The organism is Streptomyces sp. NBC_01463 (assembly GCA_036227345.1).
Lineage (GTDB): Bacteria > Actinomycetota > Actinomycetes > Streptomycetales > Streptomycetaceae > Streptomyces.
On record CP109468.1, the window covers coordinates 3,804,513 to 3,820,753 of the forward strand.

The following is a 16,241-nucleotide window of genomic DNA, read 5'->3' on the forward strand; positions in this document are numbered from 1 at the left end:
GAGTTCCCGCAGGGGCTTGCCCAGCGCGGGACGTACCGGAGGTGCGGCGGGCGAGCCCGCGTCGCGCTCCGGCCGGGCGGCGGGCAACCGCTCCCCGGGCCCCGCACGGCCGGCGTCGTGGGCGCTGTCCGACGCGTCGGACGCCACCTCACCCCTCCTGCTCACAGACGGAGTTGGCGCGAACGCGGCGAGGCTCCGCAGGGCCGTTGCCGGGCGGCGGGCGACGACCAGGGGCGGCGCGGTGCGCCGGGGGCGGACGGCCGCGGGCCGGGCCCGCGGTGCCGGGGCCGGGGCTGCGGTGGGCGCCACCGCGGAATCGGCCCCGCTCCGGGTGGCCGTGTCGTCGGGGCCGGGCCGCCGTGTCGTCGGCCCGCGCCCGGTGGACGCGCGGCCCGGGGTCTCCGGCACCGAAGCCTCGGACACCGGCGGCCGGACGGCCTCCTCCGGGGCTCCGGCCGCACGCAGGAGCAGGGGCGCTCCGGGTGCGGATGTGCGGGCGGCACCCGGCCGCGCCACACCGTGGATGAGGCCCACCGGTGCGGAGGGCAGGACGGCATGGCCGAGCTCGCCGCCGTACGCGATGTTCTGCCACGAGGCGAGCCGGGACCGGAAGCGCAGCCCGTCGCTCACCCCGATCGAGGACCGGGCGACGGTCACGGCCGGTGGTGCGACCCGGCGCCAGCCGCCGTCCCAGTCGGCGTCCGGACGCGCGGCCGGCCGGGCGGTCTCCGGCGCGTCCGCGGACCGCGTACCGTCACCGGCGCCGTCCTCCGCGGGCCTCGGCGCGGGTGCTGCCGCGGCCTGCCGCCGGCCGCCCCTGCCGAACCAGTCCCTGAACTCCACGCCCTCACCCGCTCTCGTTGACGCGGGTGTTGATCCGCGCTATCTCCCTCACCCACTCCTGCCGCTCACCGTGGGTGAGGTCGAGGATGTCCTCACGCTGCCAGTGGAAGTGGTAGGCGATGTACGCGAGCTCCTCCCGCAGCCGGGAAGGCGCGTACGTCACGATTCCCCCAGGCGTTCACCCGAGAGGTCCACCTCGAACGACCCGTGGCACAGCGGGCACGTCACCGCGGCGTGGGTGTGGCCCTCACTGTTGATGCGGCGGTAGAAGTCCTGGAGGAACGCCACATCGGTGGCGTACATCCCCTCGACCACCCCGGCGTGCACGTCCGTGACGGTGCCGAGCCGGGTGATCACCTGGCTGAGCAGCACCACGCTCAGGTACGCGGGGTTCTCCTTGACCCGCAGGTCGATCTGCGGGCGCAGCTCGTCCCGTGCCGTGGCGAGCCGCATCGACCCGCTCCGGTGGACCCGGCCCTCGTCGTCGACGTACCCGCGCGGGAGCTCGAAGTCGAACTCCGTGCGCATGTCCTGACGGTCCCGCTCCCTGGCGGGCGGGGGCGCCGGGGCGTCCTCACCCGGGGCGGGTGCGGCGGCGGCGAGGCTGTCGAGGACCTCTTCGAGGCCGCCGCCGGTAACGGTCCTGCGCCTCATTCGACGACGATCTCCTCGAAGGTGATGGTGACCGTCTCCGTCGCCGCGCTGGACTCGCCGGCCTTCAGCGAGGGGCCCTCCCACTTGCTGGCCCAGCCCTGCATCAGCTGGATGCGGCGGACGGTCTCACCCTTCGAGTCCTTGATCTCGATGGTGAGGTTCTGCCGAGCGGTGTCGACGGCGCCGTTGTTCAGCGTCTCCTTGATCCACTTGGTGAACTCGCTGCTCTTGTCGAGCCCGCGGGTGATCGTCACCTCGCCGGCCTGCCGCGCGCCGGGCTGCTTGCGGATGATCTGCTTGCCCTCGGCGGTCACCTGGCGGACCTCGACGACTTCCTCCTCGACGGTCAGACCGCTGATCTCCTGGATCGACTCCACGAGATAGCCGCCGAGCTGTACGCCGAAGACGTGGGTGGAAAGAGCATCGCCCTCTGCCATGACTGTGTGTCACCTGTTCCGTTCGTTGACTGCTGGGGTCACTGCCCGCCGGGGACGGCGGGTGCGGGTCACTCGTCGACGAGGCTGGTGCTGTCCGAGAACTGCGAGAGCCGGAAGATGACGAACTCCGCGGGCTTCACCGGGGCGACGCCGATCTCGCAGACGACCTGGCCGAGGTCGATGGACTCCTGCGGGTTGTTGTCGCGGTCGCACTTCACGTAGAAGGCCTCTTCCGCCGTCCGGCCGAAGAGCGCGCCCCGGCGCCATTCCTCGGTGAGGAACGCGGTGACGTTGCGCCGGATGCTCGACCAGAGGCGGTCGTCGTTCGGCTCGAAGACGACCCACTGGGTGCCCAGGAGGATGGACTCCTCCAGGTAGTTGAAGAGCCTGCGTACGTTGAGGTAGCGCCAGGCCGGGTCGGAGGAGAGCGTCCGTGCGCCCCAGATCCGGATGCCGCGGCCGGGGAAGGCACGGACACAGTTGACGCCGATCGGATTGAGCAGGTCCTGTTCGCCCTTGCTCAGGCGGAGTTCCAGGTCCAGCGCCCCGCGGATGACCTCGTTGGCGGGCGCCTTGTGCACCCCGCGCTCGCCGTCGCTGCGCGCCCAGACCCCGGCGACGTGGCCGCTGGGCGGGATCAGGGTCTGCTGGCCGGTCGCCGGGTCGAGGACCTTGAGCCACGGGTAGTAGAGGGTCGCGTAGCGGGAGTCGTAGCCGGCGTCCTCGTTGCGCCAGGTGCGGACGCGCTGGGCGTTCATCCCGGGCGGGGCGTCCAGCACGGCGACGCGGTCGCCCATCTGCTCGCAGTGCGCGATGACGGCCAGCTGCACGGCCCTGACGCCCTCGGCGTCGATGTCGCCGCGGCGGTGGGCGCTCATCAGGTCCGGGACGGCGACCATGGTGATCTCGTCGATCGCCTCCAGCGCCGCGATGCCCGTACGGGCCGACGCGTCCCCCACGTACTCGCCCGGGCCGCCCGGGACCGTGCCGCCCGCTTCCGGGGCGGCGGGAGCGAGGGAGAGGCTCTGCTTCTCGGGGCGGGTCTGCGCCGCACCGGGCTGCTCGGTGACCTCGATGAGCTTGGACTGGCGGGCCTGGGTGACCAGGTAGCCCTTGACGTTCTTGCGTACGGAGGTGTCGTAGCTCTCCGCCACCTTGCCGCCCTGCCGCACCAGCAGCCGGAAGCGGTCCTCCGGCGGGTTCTCGCCCTCGGGGTCGGCCACTTCGACGGAGAGGCCGTCACCGGCGCCGGGCCGGGCGGAGATCAGGAAGCCGCCGACGGCGACGGACGGCGCCGTCGCCGTCGCCTCGCCCCGCGCCGCGTCCTCGGCCGGGCCGCCGATGCGCACGATGTACGCCGCGCCGCCGCCGTTGCTGAAGTAGCCGTGGACGGCGAGCGTCAGATACGTGTCGGGAGTGAAGGTGCCGAAGGACGAAACGTACTGGTCCCAGCTCGTCACCAGCGTCGGCCGGTGGAAGGGGCCGGTCTCGGCGAACCCGACGAAGGCTGCGACCGCGGTGCCGACTCCCTCGATGGGCCGCGCTCCGGACTGCACCTCCTCCACGTATACACCTGGGGTGAGGTACGACGGCATGCTCGCTCCTTCGGGTGGTCAGTCGTTCGCCTGTTCAGTCTTGCCCGGCGGTGTCTGCGGGCAGTAGGCCTCAAAGTCCTGGCCCCGGGGCAGGGCGGCTGCCTTCCCAGGCACCCCGGCCGCCCCGTGAAGGCCCTTCGCCGCCGCGGGCGTCCGCGGCCGTCCGCGGACGGCGGGAATTCCTCGCCGCCGCTCACCCGATCCGGCGCCCCAGCAGTTAGTTTCAGCCAGAAACTACTCATCGCGCACGGCCGCGGCGGCCGGATTCCTACGGTCGGTCCGGAGCCCGGGAGATGCCGGTTCGCGTCGCCGAGCCGGGGTGTTCGCGGACCGGCCGAATCCCGCCACCCGGGAAATACCGGGAATCACCTGCCGAGGACCGGCATTCACCAGTCACGACGCGCTCCGGCGATTCCGTTCCCGATTCCGGGCGATGTGTGGAAGGACACACTCCGACAAACGGTCATGTGAAGGTTTCCGCTGGCAGAAGCCCTGTTTGTTCACGCCAACGGAACGGAAGGGAAGGAATCCGGCGCTATCGTTCCTACGGCGCGATATCGCTCAGCACACCACTGACATTGAGTACTTGATGGCATTCGGAGGCCTGCGTTCCGGTCGCCGGAGTCCCTGGCTTGGAACAGGTCACGGAAGCCGTGACCGCTGCGTTCTCCGGTATCCGAATGGGGGTGACCCAGTGATAGTCCTGGTTGCGGAACGTCTCCAGGGCAATGGTGGTGATCTTCCGCTCCCCGAAGGAGATGGTCAGCACCCCTTCGTCGCCCTGGAAGTTCGCCACCACGATGTCCGTGACGCCGAATACCTTTCCTTCCGGGACCCGGTACGTCCCGTCCTTCTTGGCTCCGGCACCCGTCTGCACGTCGATGGTCTCGGAACTCTGCTGGGTGTTCGCCGTGCCGCCGCCCGTCGAGCCGGAGCCGCCGTCGGCGGCGCCCCCGCTCCCGGTCTGGCCCGTTCCGGCGGTCTGCCCCTGACCCTCGCCCTGTGCACCGCCGGTGCCGCCGCCCGTGGCGCCGCCTGCCGCCGCACCGCCCTGCGGTGTCTGCCGGTTCTCCTCCTGCGCGGCCTTGGCCCCCGCCTCCTTGGCGGTGCTGCGGACGGCGGGCCGCACCAGCGCGAACCACGCCAGCAGCAGCGCGATGAGCGCCGCAAGGACGATCAGCAGCCACTTCGGCAGCAGCGGGAGCTGTGCGAACTCCCCGGGCAGGGGCTCCGGCCGCTCACGCTGCTCGCCCTCGGCGCCGGCCCCCTCGCTCTCCGCCACCGCGGCCTCGAACGGCCAGGTGACCGGGGCGCCGAACCAGATCAGCTTCCGGGCCCGCACCCGCAGGCCCGCGTCGGCGGACTCGCCCGGCTTCAGGCTCCGGCGTTCCGGTGCGAAGGCGAGGCGGAGCTCCTCCCCCGCCTGCTTTCCGCCGAACACGACGTCGACGGGGGTGTTCCCCCGGTTCTGCACCGAGGTCCGGAACCGGGCGCCCAGCCAGCCCCTGCGCCGGCCCGGCTCCAGCTTCGTCCGGAGCTCGTGGAAGGGCTCGACGACCACCGTCGCCTCGGGGACGGCCACCGACTCGGGGTGCTCCGCGGGCAGGACGCGTACGCCCAGGGGGACTTCGCCCGCCGCGACCTCGTGGGACCGGGGCGGCGCGAGCCGCACCGTGACGGTCTCGGAGGTGCCCGGGTAGAGCGAGACCCGGGCCGGCTCCACCGTGGCCCATGCCGCACAGTCGCCGACCACTTCGAGGGTGTACGCCTCGACGATGTCGCCGTCGTTGCGCACGGTCAGCGTGGTCGTCGCCCCGGCGCCCGGCGACACCGTCACCGTGGCTATGTCGAATTCGGCAGATGTGGTCACGATGCGACGCTAGGCCGCGCCCCGGCCCCCGCAGCAGAGGCGGGAGGGCAATGTGCGGGCAGGTCCGGTGCCCCGGCAGCCCCTCCGCGCCGCGTCCTGCCGCCCCACCCCCGGGCCAGGTCGCCCTGTCCGGTCACGGCACGAACGCGCACGACGCCCGACGTATCGGACACCGGCGGAAGCAGTTGAGGAAGACGAGCACATGACCATGACAGAAGTGACGAAGACAGCGGCGCAGACCGGCCGCGGCCCCGGACCGGTGGCGCCCGGTCGCCCCGCGGAGGGCGCGCCCGCGGTGCCCCCGGCGGGCAGGGTCTCGGTGGCGGTCTACGCCGAGGACCTGATCCTGCGGACCGGCATGGTGCACCAGTTGCGCCTGCGGCCGGAGATAGAGCTGATACCGGAGGAGGAGGCCGACCGCGCGCAGGTCTCCTTAGTGGTGGTGGACATGGTGAACGAGCCCACCGTCCAGCTCCTGCAACGCCTCCAGCGCAACACCTCCACCCGTACCGGCCTCGTCGTCGGCCAGTTCGAGACGGGAGCGCTCCAGACCCTCATCGAGTACGGCGTCGCCGCCGTGCTGCGGCGCGGGGAGGCCGACCAGGACCGTCTCGTCCATCTGGTGACGGCGGTCGCCAACGGTGAGGGGGTGCTGCCGGGCGACCTGCTCGGCAAGCTGCTCAGCCATGTCAGCAGCCTCCACCGCACGGTGCTGGACCCCCGGGGGCTGTCGCTCTCCACCCTCACGGCGCGGGAGGCGGAGATGATCAGGCTGGTGTCGGAGGGGTACGGCACCGCGGAGATAGCGCAGAAGACGTCGTACTCCGAGCGGACCGTCAAGAACGTGCTGCACGAGATCACGGCACGGCTGGAACTGCGCAACCGGGCCCACGCGGTGGGCTACGCCATGCGGCACGGCCTCATCTGAGCCGCCCCGGCCGCCTCCCGCGGGACCTCGCGCCGACGGGCCCGCGGGGGCAACGGGTGTTGCCCCCGGGGTGCCCCGGGGTCCCTGGGACGGGCCACCGCACCCGGCCTAGCGTGACCGCATGCGTACCCATGAGAGTGCCGGGCCGACTCCGCGGCCGGCCACCGCCTCCACGCCGCGGACCAACCGCCCCCGCACGCTGGACGGTCTGCAGAGCACGCTGGGCAACGCGGCGACGACGCAGCTGATCACGGTGTCCCGGATGATGACCCCGGAGGCGTTCAAGGAGAGCACCTCGACCCGGACTCCGCGCGGCCGCTCCGAGATCACCAAGGTGGACCGGGCCCTTGATGCCTTCCAGCAGGTCCCGGAGGACAATCAGCGCGCCCGGCTCTTCGCGCTCAGGGAGGTCATCAACGCCTGCAGTGCCTACACCGCCCACAAACCGGCGGGCGGTGTGCGCGTGGCGGGTACCGAGGCGCTCTCCCAGCAGGCCGAGCAGGCGCGGCTGGAGCTGGACCTCGAATCGGTCTACCGCGGCCTGCTGACGGACATCGACCATCAGCTGGCCGAGGGCCTCAGCACGATAGACACGACGGAACAGGCGCATCACACCGCGCAGTTGATACCCGCGGAACGGTTCCACACGATGATGAGCGGCTACGTCCAGCAGCTCGGCGCACTCCGCGGGGACGCCACCATGGCCGACGAGACGCGCGCCGTCATCGGGGAAGTGATGGCCGTGGTGCCGATGGTGAAGGTGCTCCAGTACCCCTGGACCGGCCGGCCCGGAATGAAGCTCAACCCGCCCGAGGAGGGCGAGGACCCGTCGTACGCGTTCAACGTGGGCACCCAGGCCCCCGGCGGCACCCCCTACCTCCTCGGCCACATCGCGCACGAACTGACCCACGTCGCGGCCAACCAGGCCTTCGGGAGCAGCCCGGCGATGGAGCTGGTGGAGTCCGGGGCGAGCGTGGCGGAGGTGGCGGCCCTGGCCGGGGAACGCAAGAGGACGCTGGAGGAACTGCGGTCGCTGCTGGGCCGGAGCGAGGAGTTCACCGGACCCCAGCACCAGCTGCTCGACGAGAAGCTGGACTACGGGGCGATGCCCGGCAAGCTGGAGTCGTACGCGCTCAGTCTGGGGCGCGCGAAACGGATTACCTCGGATCAGCAGGCCCTCCTGATCAGCTACGGCGAGGCCGCCGGAGACGCGTCCGGCACGCTGGTCGAGTACGACACGGTCGTCAACCAGATGCTGGTCTACCTGCACATGTGGGGGATCGGCCAGGAACACCCCTTCCACGTGCGGCTGCTGGCGGCCTCCGGCCAGGCCCGCGGCCGTCGCGACAGTTCCCGGGCCCGTCGGGAGGGGACGGCGGAGTAGCGCGGCGACCCTTCCGGCGGTGAGCTGCCACGGACCGCAAAGGGCACCGGGTCTTCCCCCGCCGCGGGTACTCCGGGCCCTGTCCGTGCCGGCCCGCGCCCGTGATGCTTGAGCTGGACACCCATCGACCAGACCAGACCAGACTGTGAGGTGGACCGTGGGCGGTCCTGCTGGCCCCGCACGACGTACCCGGTTGCGCCGGCTGAGCGGTGTCGTGGTGCTGCTGACGCCGCTGCTGGTGGCGGGTTCCGTCTCCGCCCCGCAGGCCGCCCCGCGGGCGGCCGCCGTCGCGGAGGCGGCACCGGCGGACGCCGGACGGATCGCGTTCGCCGGCAACGGCCACCGCAGCCTCGGGCAGCGGACCTCGGAGACGACGTCCGAGGACCTGTTCGGCACCTCCGGTCCGGTCCACCACGACCAGGACGCCTTCGGCCGCGGGGCGGCCCTCGTCTTCACCAGCCTCCGCGACGAGGCACGGCCGCAGGTGTACGTGCGCGGCGCGGACGGCGCGGTGCGCAGGCTCACCACCGGCCGTGACGCCGCCCATCCCGAACTCTCCGCCGACGGGCGGACCGTGGTCTTCGACTCGGCCGAGCCGGGGGCCGGCCCGTCGGGGCAGCGCGACCTCTGGTCGGTCGGGACCGACGGCTCCGGTCTGCGCCGGCTGACGGACACGCCCGCCGACGAGACCCACCCGACGCTCTCCCCCGACGGCACCCGGATCGCGTACGCGAGTGACGGCGGCCCGGAGCCGGGCACGCAGATCTACGAGCGGGACCTGTCCGGCGGGCCGGTGACCTGTGTCAGCGACCCCGCGGAGGGCGACGCGAGCGAGCCGGAGTGGAACCCGGTGAACGACGGCGCGCACCGGGAGCTCCTGGTCTACACGCTGCACCAGGAGCCCGAGTCGGACACCGACACCGGGTACCGGCTGCGGGTCACCAGCGGCCCGGGGACCGGGCGTCCCCTGCTGACCGGCGACTTCGCCGGCTGGGGCACCCGCTCGGCGGCCTGGCTCCCGAACGGGACCGGTCTGGTCTTCCTCAGCCCCAACACGGACTGCGGATGCTCCGTCTACGACCACGTGTACCGGGCCGACTCCCTCGACGGCCCGGTGCCGGCGATGGTGCTCTCCGAGGACCGCCAGGTGGAGTCCCCTGCCGTGGTCGGGGAGGAGGTGGTCGTCACCCGCAGGACCACCGTGGACCCGGACCTCGTCACGCTCCAGGACATGCGGCAGGACGGTTCGGACCCCCGGGACCTCAGGCTCGACGTCCTGCGCGAGGACCCGAGGGCCTGGTCGAACACCAGCCAGGACCCCGCCGACGACCCGCTGTTCCACCCGGCGGCCGGCTACGACCCGTGGACCGAGCGGCAGACCTACACACCCGACGGCCGGCACATCGCCGTGACCCGTTTCGCGACCGTGGACGGCGAGCGGGTCCAGCGGATCTGGCTGGCCGACGCCGACGGGACGAACGCGGCGGAGCTGACGGTGGACGGACGCGGCCCCCGGGACCGGTACACCGACCCCGCCTTCTCCCCCGACGGCACCAGGGTGGCCTTCACCCGGGTCTCTCCGGGTGCCACGGATGACGCGGCGGAACAGAGCCGGGTGCTCGTCGCCGACCTCGCCACGCACCGGATCGTCGGCGAGGTCGTGCCGCCCGCCGGGGAGGTGGCGGGCGGTGACGCCCAGCCCGCCTGGTCGTCGGACGGCACCACGCTCGCCTTCACCCGCAACGAGGTGATCCGGGGCCTCGGCGGGATCAAGCACGTGTGGACCGCCCCGGCGGACGCGCTCGACCGGCAGAAGGACCTCAGCGTCACCGGCTGCCCCGGTGAGTGCAAGGTGATCGACGACAGCCCCGCCTTCTCCCCCGACGGCACGGCCCTGGCCTTCAACCGCAAGGACCGGGCGGACCAGATCAACCAGCGGGCGAGCGTCCTCGTCACCGCGCCGGACGGCACGGGCTGCCGGGTCGTGCTGCCGTCCTCCCGGCGCGACGATCCCGCCGCGTGCGGCGAGCAGATCCCGGACGTCTCGGCGACCGGACCGTACCAGCCGCGCGACGTGGCGTGGTCGCCGGACGCCGGGCGGCTGGTGCTGAGCTCCCGCCGGGACATCGCGCCGAACTCCCCCGAGCAGCTGTCCGAACTCGACCTCGCCACCGGCACCCTGACCCCGCTGACCGCACAACTGCCGGGCCGCCAGAAGGAACCCGCCTTCCAGCAGCAGGTCGACCTGGCGCTGACCGCGCCGCCCGTCGGCCCCTCGGTGGAGGCCGGCTCCTCGGTGGAGGTGACGGTCACCGTCACCAACCACGGCCCGTCCCCCTCCCCCGGCACCACGTTCGTCGCCGACACCCCGCCGGGCGTCCGCCTGGAGGAGCTCACCACCGGCTCCGGTTCCTGCGGCGCCGGCTCCCCCAGCTGCGATCTGGGGATACTGCCGCCGGGTGCCGAGGTCGAGGTCACCGCGCGGCTGACGGGCGTGACGACCGGGCCCTGGCCGATCGGCTGGTCGGTCACCGGAGCCGTCGTCGACCCGAACCCCACGGACAACGCGACCTCGACGGACATCCGGGTCCGCGACGTGCCCCGGCCGCCCGACCCGACTCCCGCCCCGCCCACCCCCGGACCGCCGCACCCCGCTCCCGCGCCGCCCGCGCAACCGCCCGCGCCGCTGCCGCCCGCACCCGAGGCGGGCCCCGGGGTCGTCGTACGGGCCCAGCCGAGCCCCGGCTACGTCGGCGGCCGGGTCGTGGTCACGTACACCGTGCGCAACGGGAGAAACGCCCTGGCCACCGGTCTGCGGCTGCGGCTCGGACTGCCCGCCGGAATCCCGGTGGCGACCCTCCCGCCGGGCTGCTCCGCCAAGGCGTGCCCGCTCCCCGACCTGGCGCCCGGCGCCTCCTCGGTCCTGCGGGTGGTGCTCGCCCCGGACCGGGCGCTGCGGACCACCGTCACCGGGACGCTGACCACGAGCGGCACCGACGCCGACCGCGGTGACAACGTCTCCCGGATTCCGCTGCGCGTCCTCCAGCCGCGCATCGTCTCGGTGCCCGCGGTCGGCAAGCCCGGGTTCGTCACCTCGGTGCGCGGCAAGGACTTCCCGCCCGGTGCTCCGGTGAAGCTCACCTGGAAGCCGGGGATCACGGCGACCGCGCCGCCCACCGGGCCGGGCCGTGACGGCACCTTCATCTCGCAGCTGCTGATCCTGGTGAAGGACCGGACGGGACCGCGCACCATCACCGCGTCGGGGCCCGGGTTCAGCCCGGTCACCACCGACTTCCTGGTGGTCTACGGAACGATCGTCCCGCCGGACGAGGTGGGACGCCGATGATCCACGAAGTCGACGAGGGGCTGCGGCTGCTGCTGGTCGACGCCGGTCTCCAGGACAGCGGCGTGGACCTGGTCTTCGACGCCCCGACGCGGGACTGGTCCGCGCGGCGCAACGCCCCCACGGTCAGCATCTTCCTCTACGGCATCCGTGAGGACGCGACCCGCCGACGCACCGGCACGTCCGAGGAGTACGACGAGGAGGGCGTGGTCACCGGGCGGCGGACGCCTTCCCGCTGGTTCGAGCTCACCTATCTGCTGACCGCGTGGACCAACCGTCCGCAGGACGAACACCGGCTGCTCTCGGAGGTGTTGCGCTGCCTGATCCACACGGATGTGCTGCCCTCCCGGATGCTCACGGGCAGCCTCGCCGAACTCGGGACGACGGTGGAGATGGAGGCGGCGTCCGCGGGTTCGGGCGACCGGCCGTCCACCGTGGACGTGTGGTCGGCACTCGGCGGCGAGCTGAAGGCCGCCATCGATCTTCGGGTGTGGGCGCCCCTGGCCGGTGTGACGGAGCCCGCCGGGCCGCCGGTCACCGAGGGTCTGCTGGTGCGGACGGTGCCCGGCCGCGACGGCGAGGCGGTGGAGCCGGGACGCAGGCTGCGCTACGACGGTCCTTCGCAGGCCCGGGGCGAGGGCTTCGCGGCCGAGCGCGAACGGCAGCTGCCGCCGGGCCGGCGCAGGCGCGGCGGTCCGGCCCGGTGACCACGGCACAGCGGACCCCGGCCGTCCACCCGCCCGCCGCCGGACCGGACACGGGCACGCCTCCGACGGCCGTGGCCGACCTCTGGGAGCGGCTGGGGCACATCGAGCAGCGGGTACGGAACGCCGTCGCCGCACGCCGGCACACCGACCCGGACCCGGACGATCCGTACCGGGGGCAATACCTCACCCCCGCCGCGGCCGAACGCATCCTGGAGTCCCGCGACGCGTTCCGCCCGGTCCCCGACCACGGCCCCGCCGCCCCGCCGCGATCCCCGGCGAAGGGCCGGATCGACACCCTCGCGGAGAGCTTCGGTCTGGTCCCGCCGGACGTCGACCTGCTGCTGATCGCGATGGCACCGGACATCGACCCACGGTTCGAGATGCTGTACGGCTATCTCAACGACGACCTCACCCGGCGCAGGGCGACGATCGGCCTGGCCCTCGAACTCTGCGGACTGCCCGCCGCCGGCCCCGGCCGCTTCCGGTTCTCGCCGGACGCCCCGCTGGTCGCGGCCGGTCTGGTGGAGGTGCGGGAGAGCGAACGCCCGCTGCTCTCACGGGTCCTGCGCGTCCCGGACCGGGTCACCGCGCATCTGCTCGGCGACGACGGGGTGGACGGCAGGCTGCGGGGACTCGTGCGGGCGGCCGGCCCGCGGGAGGAGGCGGAGGCGGGCCCGTTGACGCTGCGGGTCGCGGCGGCACTGTCCACCGGCAGCGGTCTGGTGCATCTGCTGGACCGCGGCGGCGACCCCGGCCGGCTGGCGGCCGACGCGCTTCACACGGCCGGAGTGCGCCCCCTGGTGGTGGACGCCGCGGCCCTGGCCGCCGCCCCGGAACCGGTGCGGACCGTACGGATCCTGGCGACGGAGGCGCGGCTGACCGGCGGCGGTCTCGTCCTCGGGCCGCTGGAGACGCTCGCCCCGGAGCGGCCCGGGGGCGCCGGCCTGATCGACGCGCTCTGCGAGGCGGTCGGCGGCGCCTCGCCGCTGCTCCTGCACGGGCGGAAGACCTGGGACCCGCTGTGGGCCGGCGAGAGCCCGGTGACGTTCCCGGTCCCGCCGCCGGACCCGGCGGACGCGGCGCGGCAGTGGCGCCGGGCGCTCACCGCGGCCGGTGCCCCGACGGGAATCGCCGCCGGAACCCCGGCCGCCGGGGCACGCCTGGTCGACGCCACCCGCGCCTACCGGCTCGACTCCGGCCAGATACGCCGGGCCGCGGCCGTCGCCACCCGGCTGGCCGCCCTGGAGGAACGCCCGGTGGAGGCACAGGACCTGCGCACCGCGGTCCGGGCCCAGAACGGGGCGGGGCTGGCCCGCCTCGCCCGCCGCATCGAGCCCACGGTCGGCTGGGACGATCTCGTACTGCCCCCGGCGACCCGCCGGCAGCTCTCCGACCTGGCCCTGCGCGCCCGCCACCGCGAGCAGGTGCTCGGCCGGTGGCGGATGCGGCCGGGCGGCGGCCGGGGCCGGGGCATCGTCGCGCTGTTCGCCGGGGAGTCCGGCACCGGGAAGACCATGTCGGCCGAAGTGGTCGCGGCCGACCTGGGCATGGAGCTCTACGTCGTGGACCTGTCCTCCGTGGTGGACAAGTACATCGGCGAGACCGAGAAGAACCTGGAGCGGATCTTCGTCGAGGCGTCGGACGTCAACGCGGTGCTGCTGTTCGACGAGGCGGACGCCGTCTTCGGGAAGCGTTCGCAGGTCAAGGACGCGCACGACCGGCACGCCAACGTGGAGTCGGCCTATCTGCTCCAGCGGATCGAGTCCTTCGACGGCATCGCCGTCCTCACCACCAACCTGCGGGCCAACCTGGACGAGGCGTTCACCCGCCGGCTGGACGTGGTGGCCGACTTCCCCGTGCCCGACGAGCAGCAGCGGCTGGCGCTGTGGGAACGCTGTCTGGGCACCGAGGTCCCCCGCGCACCCGGTCTCGACCTGCGGACCTGTGCGGCGCGGTTCGAGCTGACGGGAGGCTCCATCCGCGCCTGCGCGGTCACCGCCGCCTATCACGCGGCGGAGTCGGGCCGCCCGCTGGACACCGGGCAGCTCGTATCGGCCGTCCTCGCCGAGTACCGCAAACTCGGACGGCTGGTCCTGGACAGCGAGTTCGGCCCGTGGCGGGAGCACACCCGGCGCGAGAACTGACCGCACACCCCGTCCGGCGCCCTTCCGACGCGGAAGGAGCCGCCCGTGAGCCATCCGAAGGGATCACCTCCGTGCACAGCAACGACATCGGCAGGACGCCCGGAACCGGCCGGCGCAAGGCCCCGGAACCGCGCACGGCCAGGCCCTCCGCCGCCCCGGAGGCGATGGGTCCGCAGACGCTCGACGTCCTCCAGCGCACGATGGGCAACGCCGCGGTCAGCCGCCTGCTGTCCGAGGCGGGGCAGGTGTCCGCGGACGGGAGCGAGGGGGACGCGCCCGCGGTGCAGCGCTCCACCGTCGCCGACGTCCTGAGGTCACCGGGCCGCCCCCTCGATCCGCGGCTGCGCAACGAGATGGAGCAGCGGCTCGGCTCCGACTTCTCCGACGTACGGCTGCACACCGGGGCCGCCGCCCAGCGCTCCGCGGAGGAGATCTCCGCGCGCGCCTACACCGCGGGCAGCCATGTGGTCATCGGGACGGACGGCGGGGACAAGCACACGCTCGCCCACGAGCTCACCCATGTGATCCAGCAGCGGCAGGGCCCCGTCACCGGCACCGACGACGGCAACGGCCTGCGGATCTCGGACCCTTCGGACCGCTACGAGCGCGAGGCCGAGGCGGCGGCCCACCGGGCGATGGCCACGCCGACGCCCCCGGCCCGTGCCGCGAGTCCGTCCGACGAGCGGGAGTCCTGACGGGACGGCGCCGAGGAGGACGGGCCCCGCGCTGGGCGGGCGCGAGCCTTCGCCGTACGCATCCGCGTCCGTATCATCAGCACATGACTGCAGAGCCCTCGCGATCCGCCGGCCGTATGCGCGCCTCCGACGCCGACCGCGAGGCGGTCGTGGAACAGCTGCGGGAGGCGGCGGCCGAGGGCCGTATCGACCTCGACGAGCTGGACGAGCGGGTGGGCCGGGCGCTCACCGCCAAGACGTACGCCGAACTCGCGCCGCTCACCGGCGACCTGGGCCCCGTCACCCTCGACGCGGGCGAGCCGCTGACCCTGCGGGGCGGGATCCACGGCGCCTCCAGGACGGGCGGCTGGAAGGTGCCGCCGCGCATCGTCGCGTACGGCGGCCTGGGCGGCGTACGCCTCGACTTCACGCGGGCCGAGTGCCGGCTGCGCGAGATCGAGGTGGAGGTGGACGCCCAGATGGCAGGGGTGGTGTTCGTCGTGCCGGAGGGCTGGAAGGCGGACACGGACGCCCTCGATCTCGGGTTCGGCGGCCTGAAGGACAAGACCTCGGGCGAGCGGCTGCCCGGCACGCCGGTGCTCCGGATCTCGGGTACGTGTGGTGCGGGCGGCGTCGTCGTCCGCCACCCCAACCTCCGGGAACGCCGCAAGCAGCGCAAGGAGCTGTCGCGCTGACCGCTTTGCGGGCGGGGTCAGTTGCCCACGACGGACGAGGCGCCGGGCGCGCGACGGGTGGCGCTTCGCCGGACGGAAATACCGAGGGCGAGCATCCAGTAGCTGAAGACCGCGCCCATCAGGGCGGTGGTTCCCCAGCCGTTCGCCGCGTAGAAATGCGCGGGGGTGTTGCCGAAGAACAGCGAGGGCACGAAGGCCAGGTTGAGCCCTGCCAGGACGTAGGCGGACCGGACGGTCCAGGGCGGCAGCAGATTCGTGCGGGAGACGGCGCAGCCCACGGCGGCCAAGAAGAGCGCGAGCATGAGACGGCCGATGGAGCCGTACAGGATGTAGGTGCCGCTGACCGTGATCGTCGGGTCGATCGGCCGGTCGGCGGCGATGACCGCGCCGGCCTCAAGACCGCTGGAGACCAGGGTGATCGTCGAATAGACCAGTCCGGCGACGAAGGCCAGGTTGCCGGCCCACTCGTTCTCGGGACTCACCGCTTTGACCAGTTCGCGGAAGGCCGTCACGAAGACGAGCAGGAAGACCAGGGCGAGGATTCCGATCAGCAGCCGGGCGAGGACGTTCGTGTCCGGCGGCGGTCCGGAGTAGAGGAAGTACAGCGGTACTTCGATGATGAAGGCGGCTGCGGCGGCGATCCCGGCGGAGCCCGTCAGACGCCTGACGGCGGTTTCGTTCATGGCTGTCCCCCATGGTGGTGTGCTCGGTGGGTTCCTCATGGATGCGATGACAGGAATTGTTCTGCGCCCACCGCGCGCGGTCACTGGGCCTGGACACCGGATGGAGGGGGTTCCACGACACCGTCCGAAGGGTGCGGCCAGCCCCCGGCAGTCGTTCACGTACAAGGCCGGAAAGCGACGGTGGAGCCGACGCCTCCGTGCCGATAATCTGCCTCATGGAACCTACGAATCGGCCGAAGCCGCGGCGACGGGCTATGAGACACGCGTCGACGACGTCGGCTCGG

Annotated in this window: 12 protein-coding genes and 1 pseudogene; 7 read left to right on the plus strand and 6 right to left on the minus strand. The window is 73.1% G+C overall.

Annotation, left to right across the window (positions count from 1 at the left end; all coding sequences use genetic code 11):
* Positions 1 to 847: 847 nt before the first annotated feature.
* The 5 genes from OG521_16805 to OG521_16825 all read right to left on the minus strand — a co-directional run bounded on the left by OG521_16805 (position 848) and on the right by OG521_16825 (position 5,375).
* Entirely contained in the window at positions 848 to 1,006 is a 159-nt protein-coding gene (locus OG521_16805) for a hypothetical protein (GenBank protein WUW22370.1), read from the minus strand.
* The gene (locus OG521_16810; GenBank protein WUW22371.1) at positions 1,003 to 1,497 is read right to left on the minus strand and encodes a hypothetical protein; all 495 of its coding nucleotides are present in this window, start codon (positions 1,495 to 1,497) and stop codon (positions 1,003 to 1,005) included. The genes OG521_16805 and OG521_16810 overlap by 4 nt, the downstream gene beginning before the upstream one ends.
* Positions 1,494 to 1,934, minus strand: coding sequence for a phage tail protein (locus tag OG521_16815; protein ID WUW22372.1), 441 nt, complete (start codon positions 1,932 to 1,934; stop codon positions 1,494 to 1,496). The genes OG521_16810 and OG521_16815 overlap by 4 nt, the downstream gene beginning before the upstream one ends.
* A 68-nt stretch (positions 1,935 to 2,002) precedes the next feature.
* A complete protein-coding gene (locus OG521_16820) occupies positions 2,003 to 3,529 on the minus strand; it encodes a phage tail sheath family protein (protein WUW22373.1) in 1,527 nt (508 codons plus the stop codon).
* 544 nt (positions 3,530 to 4,073) lie between these two features.
* Entirely contained in the window at positions 4,074 to 5,375 is a 1,302-nt protein-coding gene (locus OG521_16825) for a hydrolytic protein (protein WUW26701.1), read from the minus strand.
* Positions 5,376 to 5,601: 226 nt separating this feature from the next.
* Between OG521_16825 and OG521_16830 the strand changes: the two genes are divergently transcribed.
* The 7 genes and pseudogenes from OG521_16830 (at position 5,602) to OG521_16860 (ending at position 15,274) form a co-directional block, all read left to right on the plus strand.
* Complete coding sequence (locus OG521_16830) at positions 5,602 to 6,327, plus strand: LuxR C-terminal-related transcriptional regulator (protein ID WUW22374.1); 726 nt, start codon at positions 5,602 to 5,604, stop codon at positions 6,325 to 6,327.
* Positions 6,328 to 6,448: 121 nt separating this feature from the next.
* Complete coding sequence (locus OG521_16835; protein WUW22375.1) at positions 6,449 to 7,711, plus strand: hypothetical protein; 1,263 nt, start codon at positions 6,449 to 6,451, stop codon at positions 7,709 to 7,711.
* Positions 7,712 to 7,868: 157 nt separating this feature from the next.
* Positions 7,869 to 11,057 carry a hypothetical protein gene (locus OG521_16840; protein ID WUW22376.1) on the plus strand — a complete coding sequence of 1,063 codons (3,189 nt, stop codon included), beginning with the start codon at positions 7,869 to 7,871 and terminating at the stop codon, positions 11,055 to 11,057.
* The gene (locus tag OG521_16845; GenBank protein ID WUW22377.1) at positions 11,054 to 11,761 is read left to right on the plus strand and encodes a DUF4255 domain-containing protein; all 708 of its coding nucleotides are present in this window, start codon (positions 11,054 to 11,056) and stop codon (positions 11,759 to 11,761) included. The genes OG521_16840 and OG521_16845 overlap by 4 nt, the downstream gene beginning before the upstream one ends.
* 71 nt (positions 11,762 to 11,832) lie before the next feature.
* Positions 11,833 to 13,905 (plus strand): ATP-binding protein, encoded by a 2,073-nt coding sequence (locus OG521_16850; protein WUW26702.1) that lies wholly within the window; start codon positions 11,833 to 11,835, stop codon positions 13,903 to 13,905.
* 164 nt (positions 13,906 to 14,069) lie between these two features.
* Positions 14,070 to 14,543 (plus strand): annotated as a pseudogene (locus tag OG521_16855) (DUF4157 domain-containing protein).
* A gap of 140 nt (positions 14,544 to 14,683) precedes the next feature.
* The gene (locus OG521_16860; protein WUW22378.1) at positions 14,684 to 15,274 is read left to right on the plus strand and encodes a DUF1707 domain-containing protein; all 591 of its coding nucleotides are present in this window, start codon (positions 14,684 to 14,686) and stop codon (positions 15,272 to 15,274) included.
* A 17-nt stretch (positions 15,275 to 15,291) separates the two neighbouring features.
* Here OG521_16860 and OG521_16865 read toward each other — a convergent pair whose 3' ends face one another.
* Complete coding sequence (locus OG521_16865) at positions 15,292 to 15,957, minus strand: hypothetical protein (GenBank protein ID WUW22379.1); 666 nt, start codon at positions 15,955 to 15,957, stop codon at positions 15,292 to 15,294.
* Positions 15,958 to 16,241 lie beyond the last annotated feature (284 nt).

Bases quoted from the DNA above. Each gene is read 5' to 3' on its own strand.
- OG521_16810 (WUW22371.1), bottom strand. From the start codon at position 1,497: ATGAGGCGCAGGACCGTTACCGGCGGCGGCCTCGAAGAGGTCCTCGAC.
- OG521_16865 (WUW22379.1), bottom strand. From the start codon at position 15,957: ATGAACGAAACCGCCGTCAGGCGTCTGACGGGCTCCGCCGGGATCGCC.
- OG521_16835 (WUW22375.1), top strand. From the start codon at position 6,449: ATGCGTACCCATGAGAGTGCCGGGCCGACTCCGCGGCCGGCCACCGCC.
- OG521_16815 (WUW22372.1), bottom strand. From the start codon at position 1,934: ATGGCAGAGGGCGATGCTCTTTCCACCCACGTCTTCGGCGTACAGCTC.
- OG521_16820 (WUW22373.1), bottom strand. From the start codon at position 3,529: ATGCCGTCGTACCTCACCCCAGGTGTATACGTGGAGGAGGTGCAGTCC.
- OG521_16830 (WUW22374.1), top strand. From the start codon at position 5,602: ATGACCATGACAGAAGTGACGAAGACAGCGGCGCAGACCGGCCGCGGC.
- OG521_16845 (WUW22377.1), top strand. From the start codon at position 11,054: ATGATCCACGAAGTCGACGAGGGGCTGCGGCTGCTGCTGGTCGACGCC.
- OG521_16860 (WUW22378.1), top strand. From the start codon at position 14,684: ATGACTGCAGAGCCCTCGCGATCCGCCGGCCGTATGCGCGCCTCCGAC.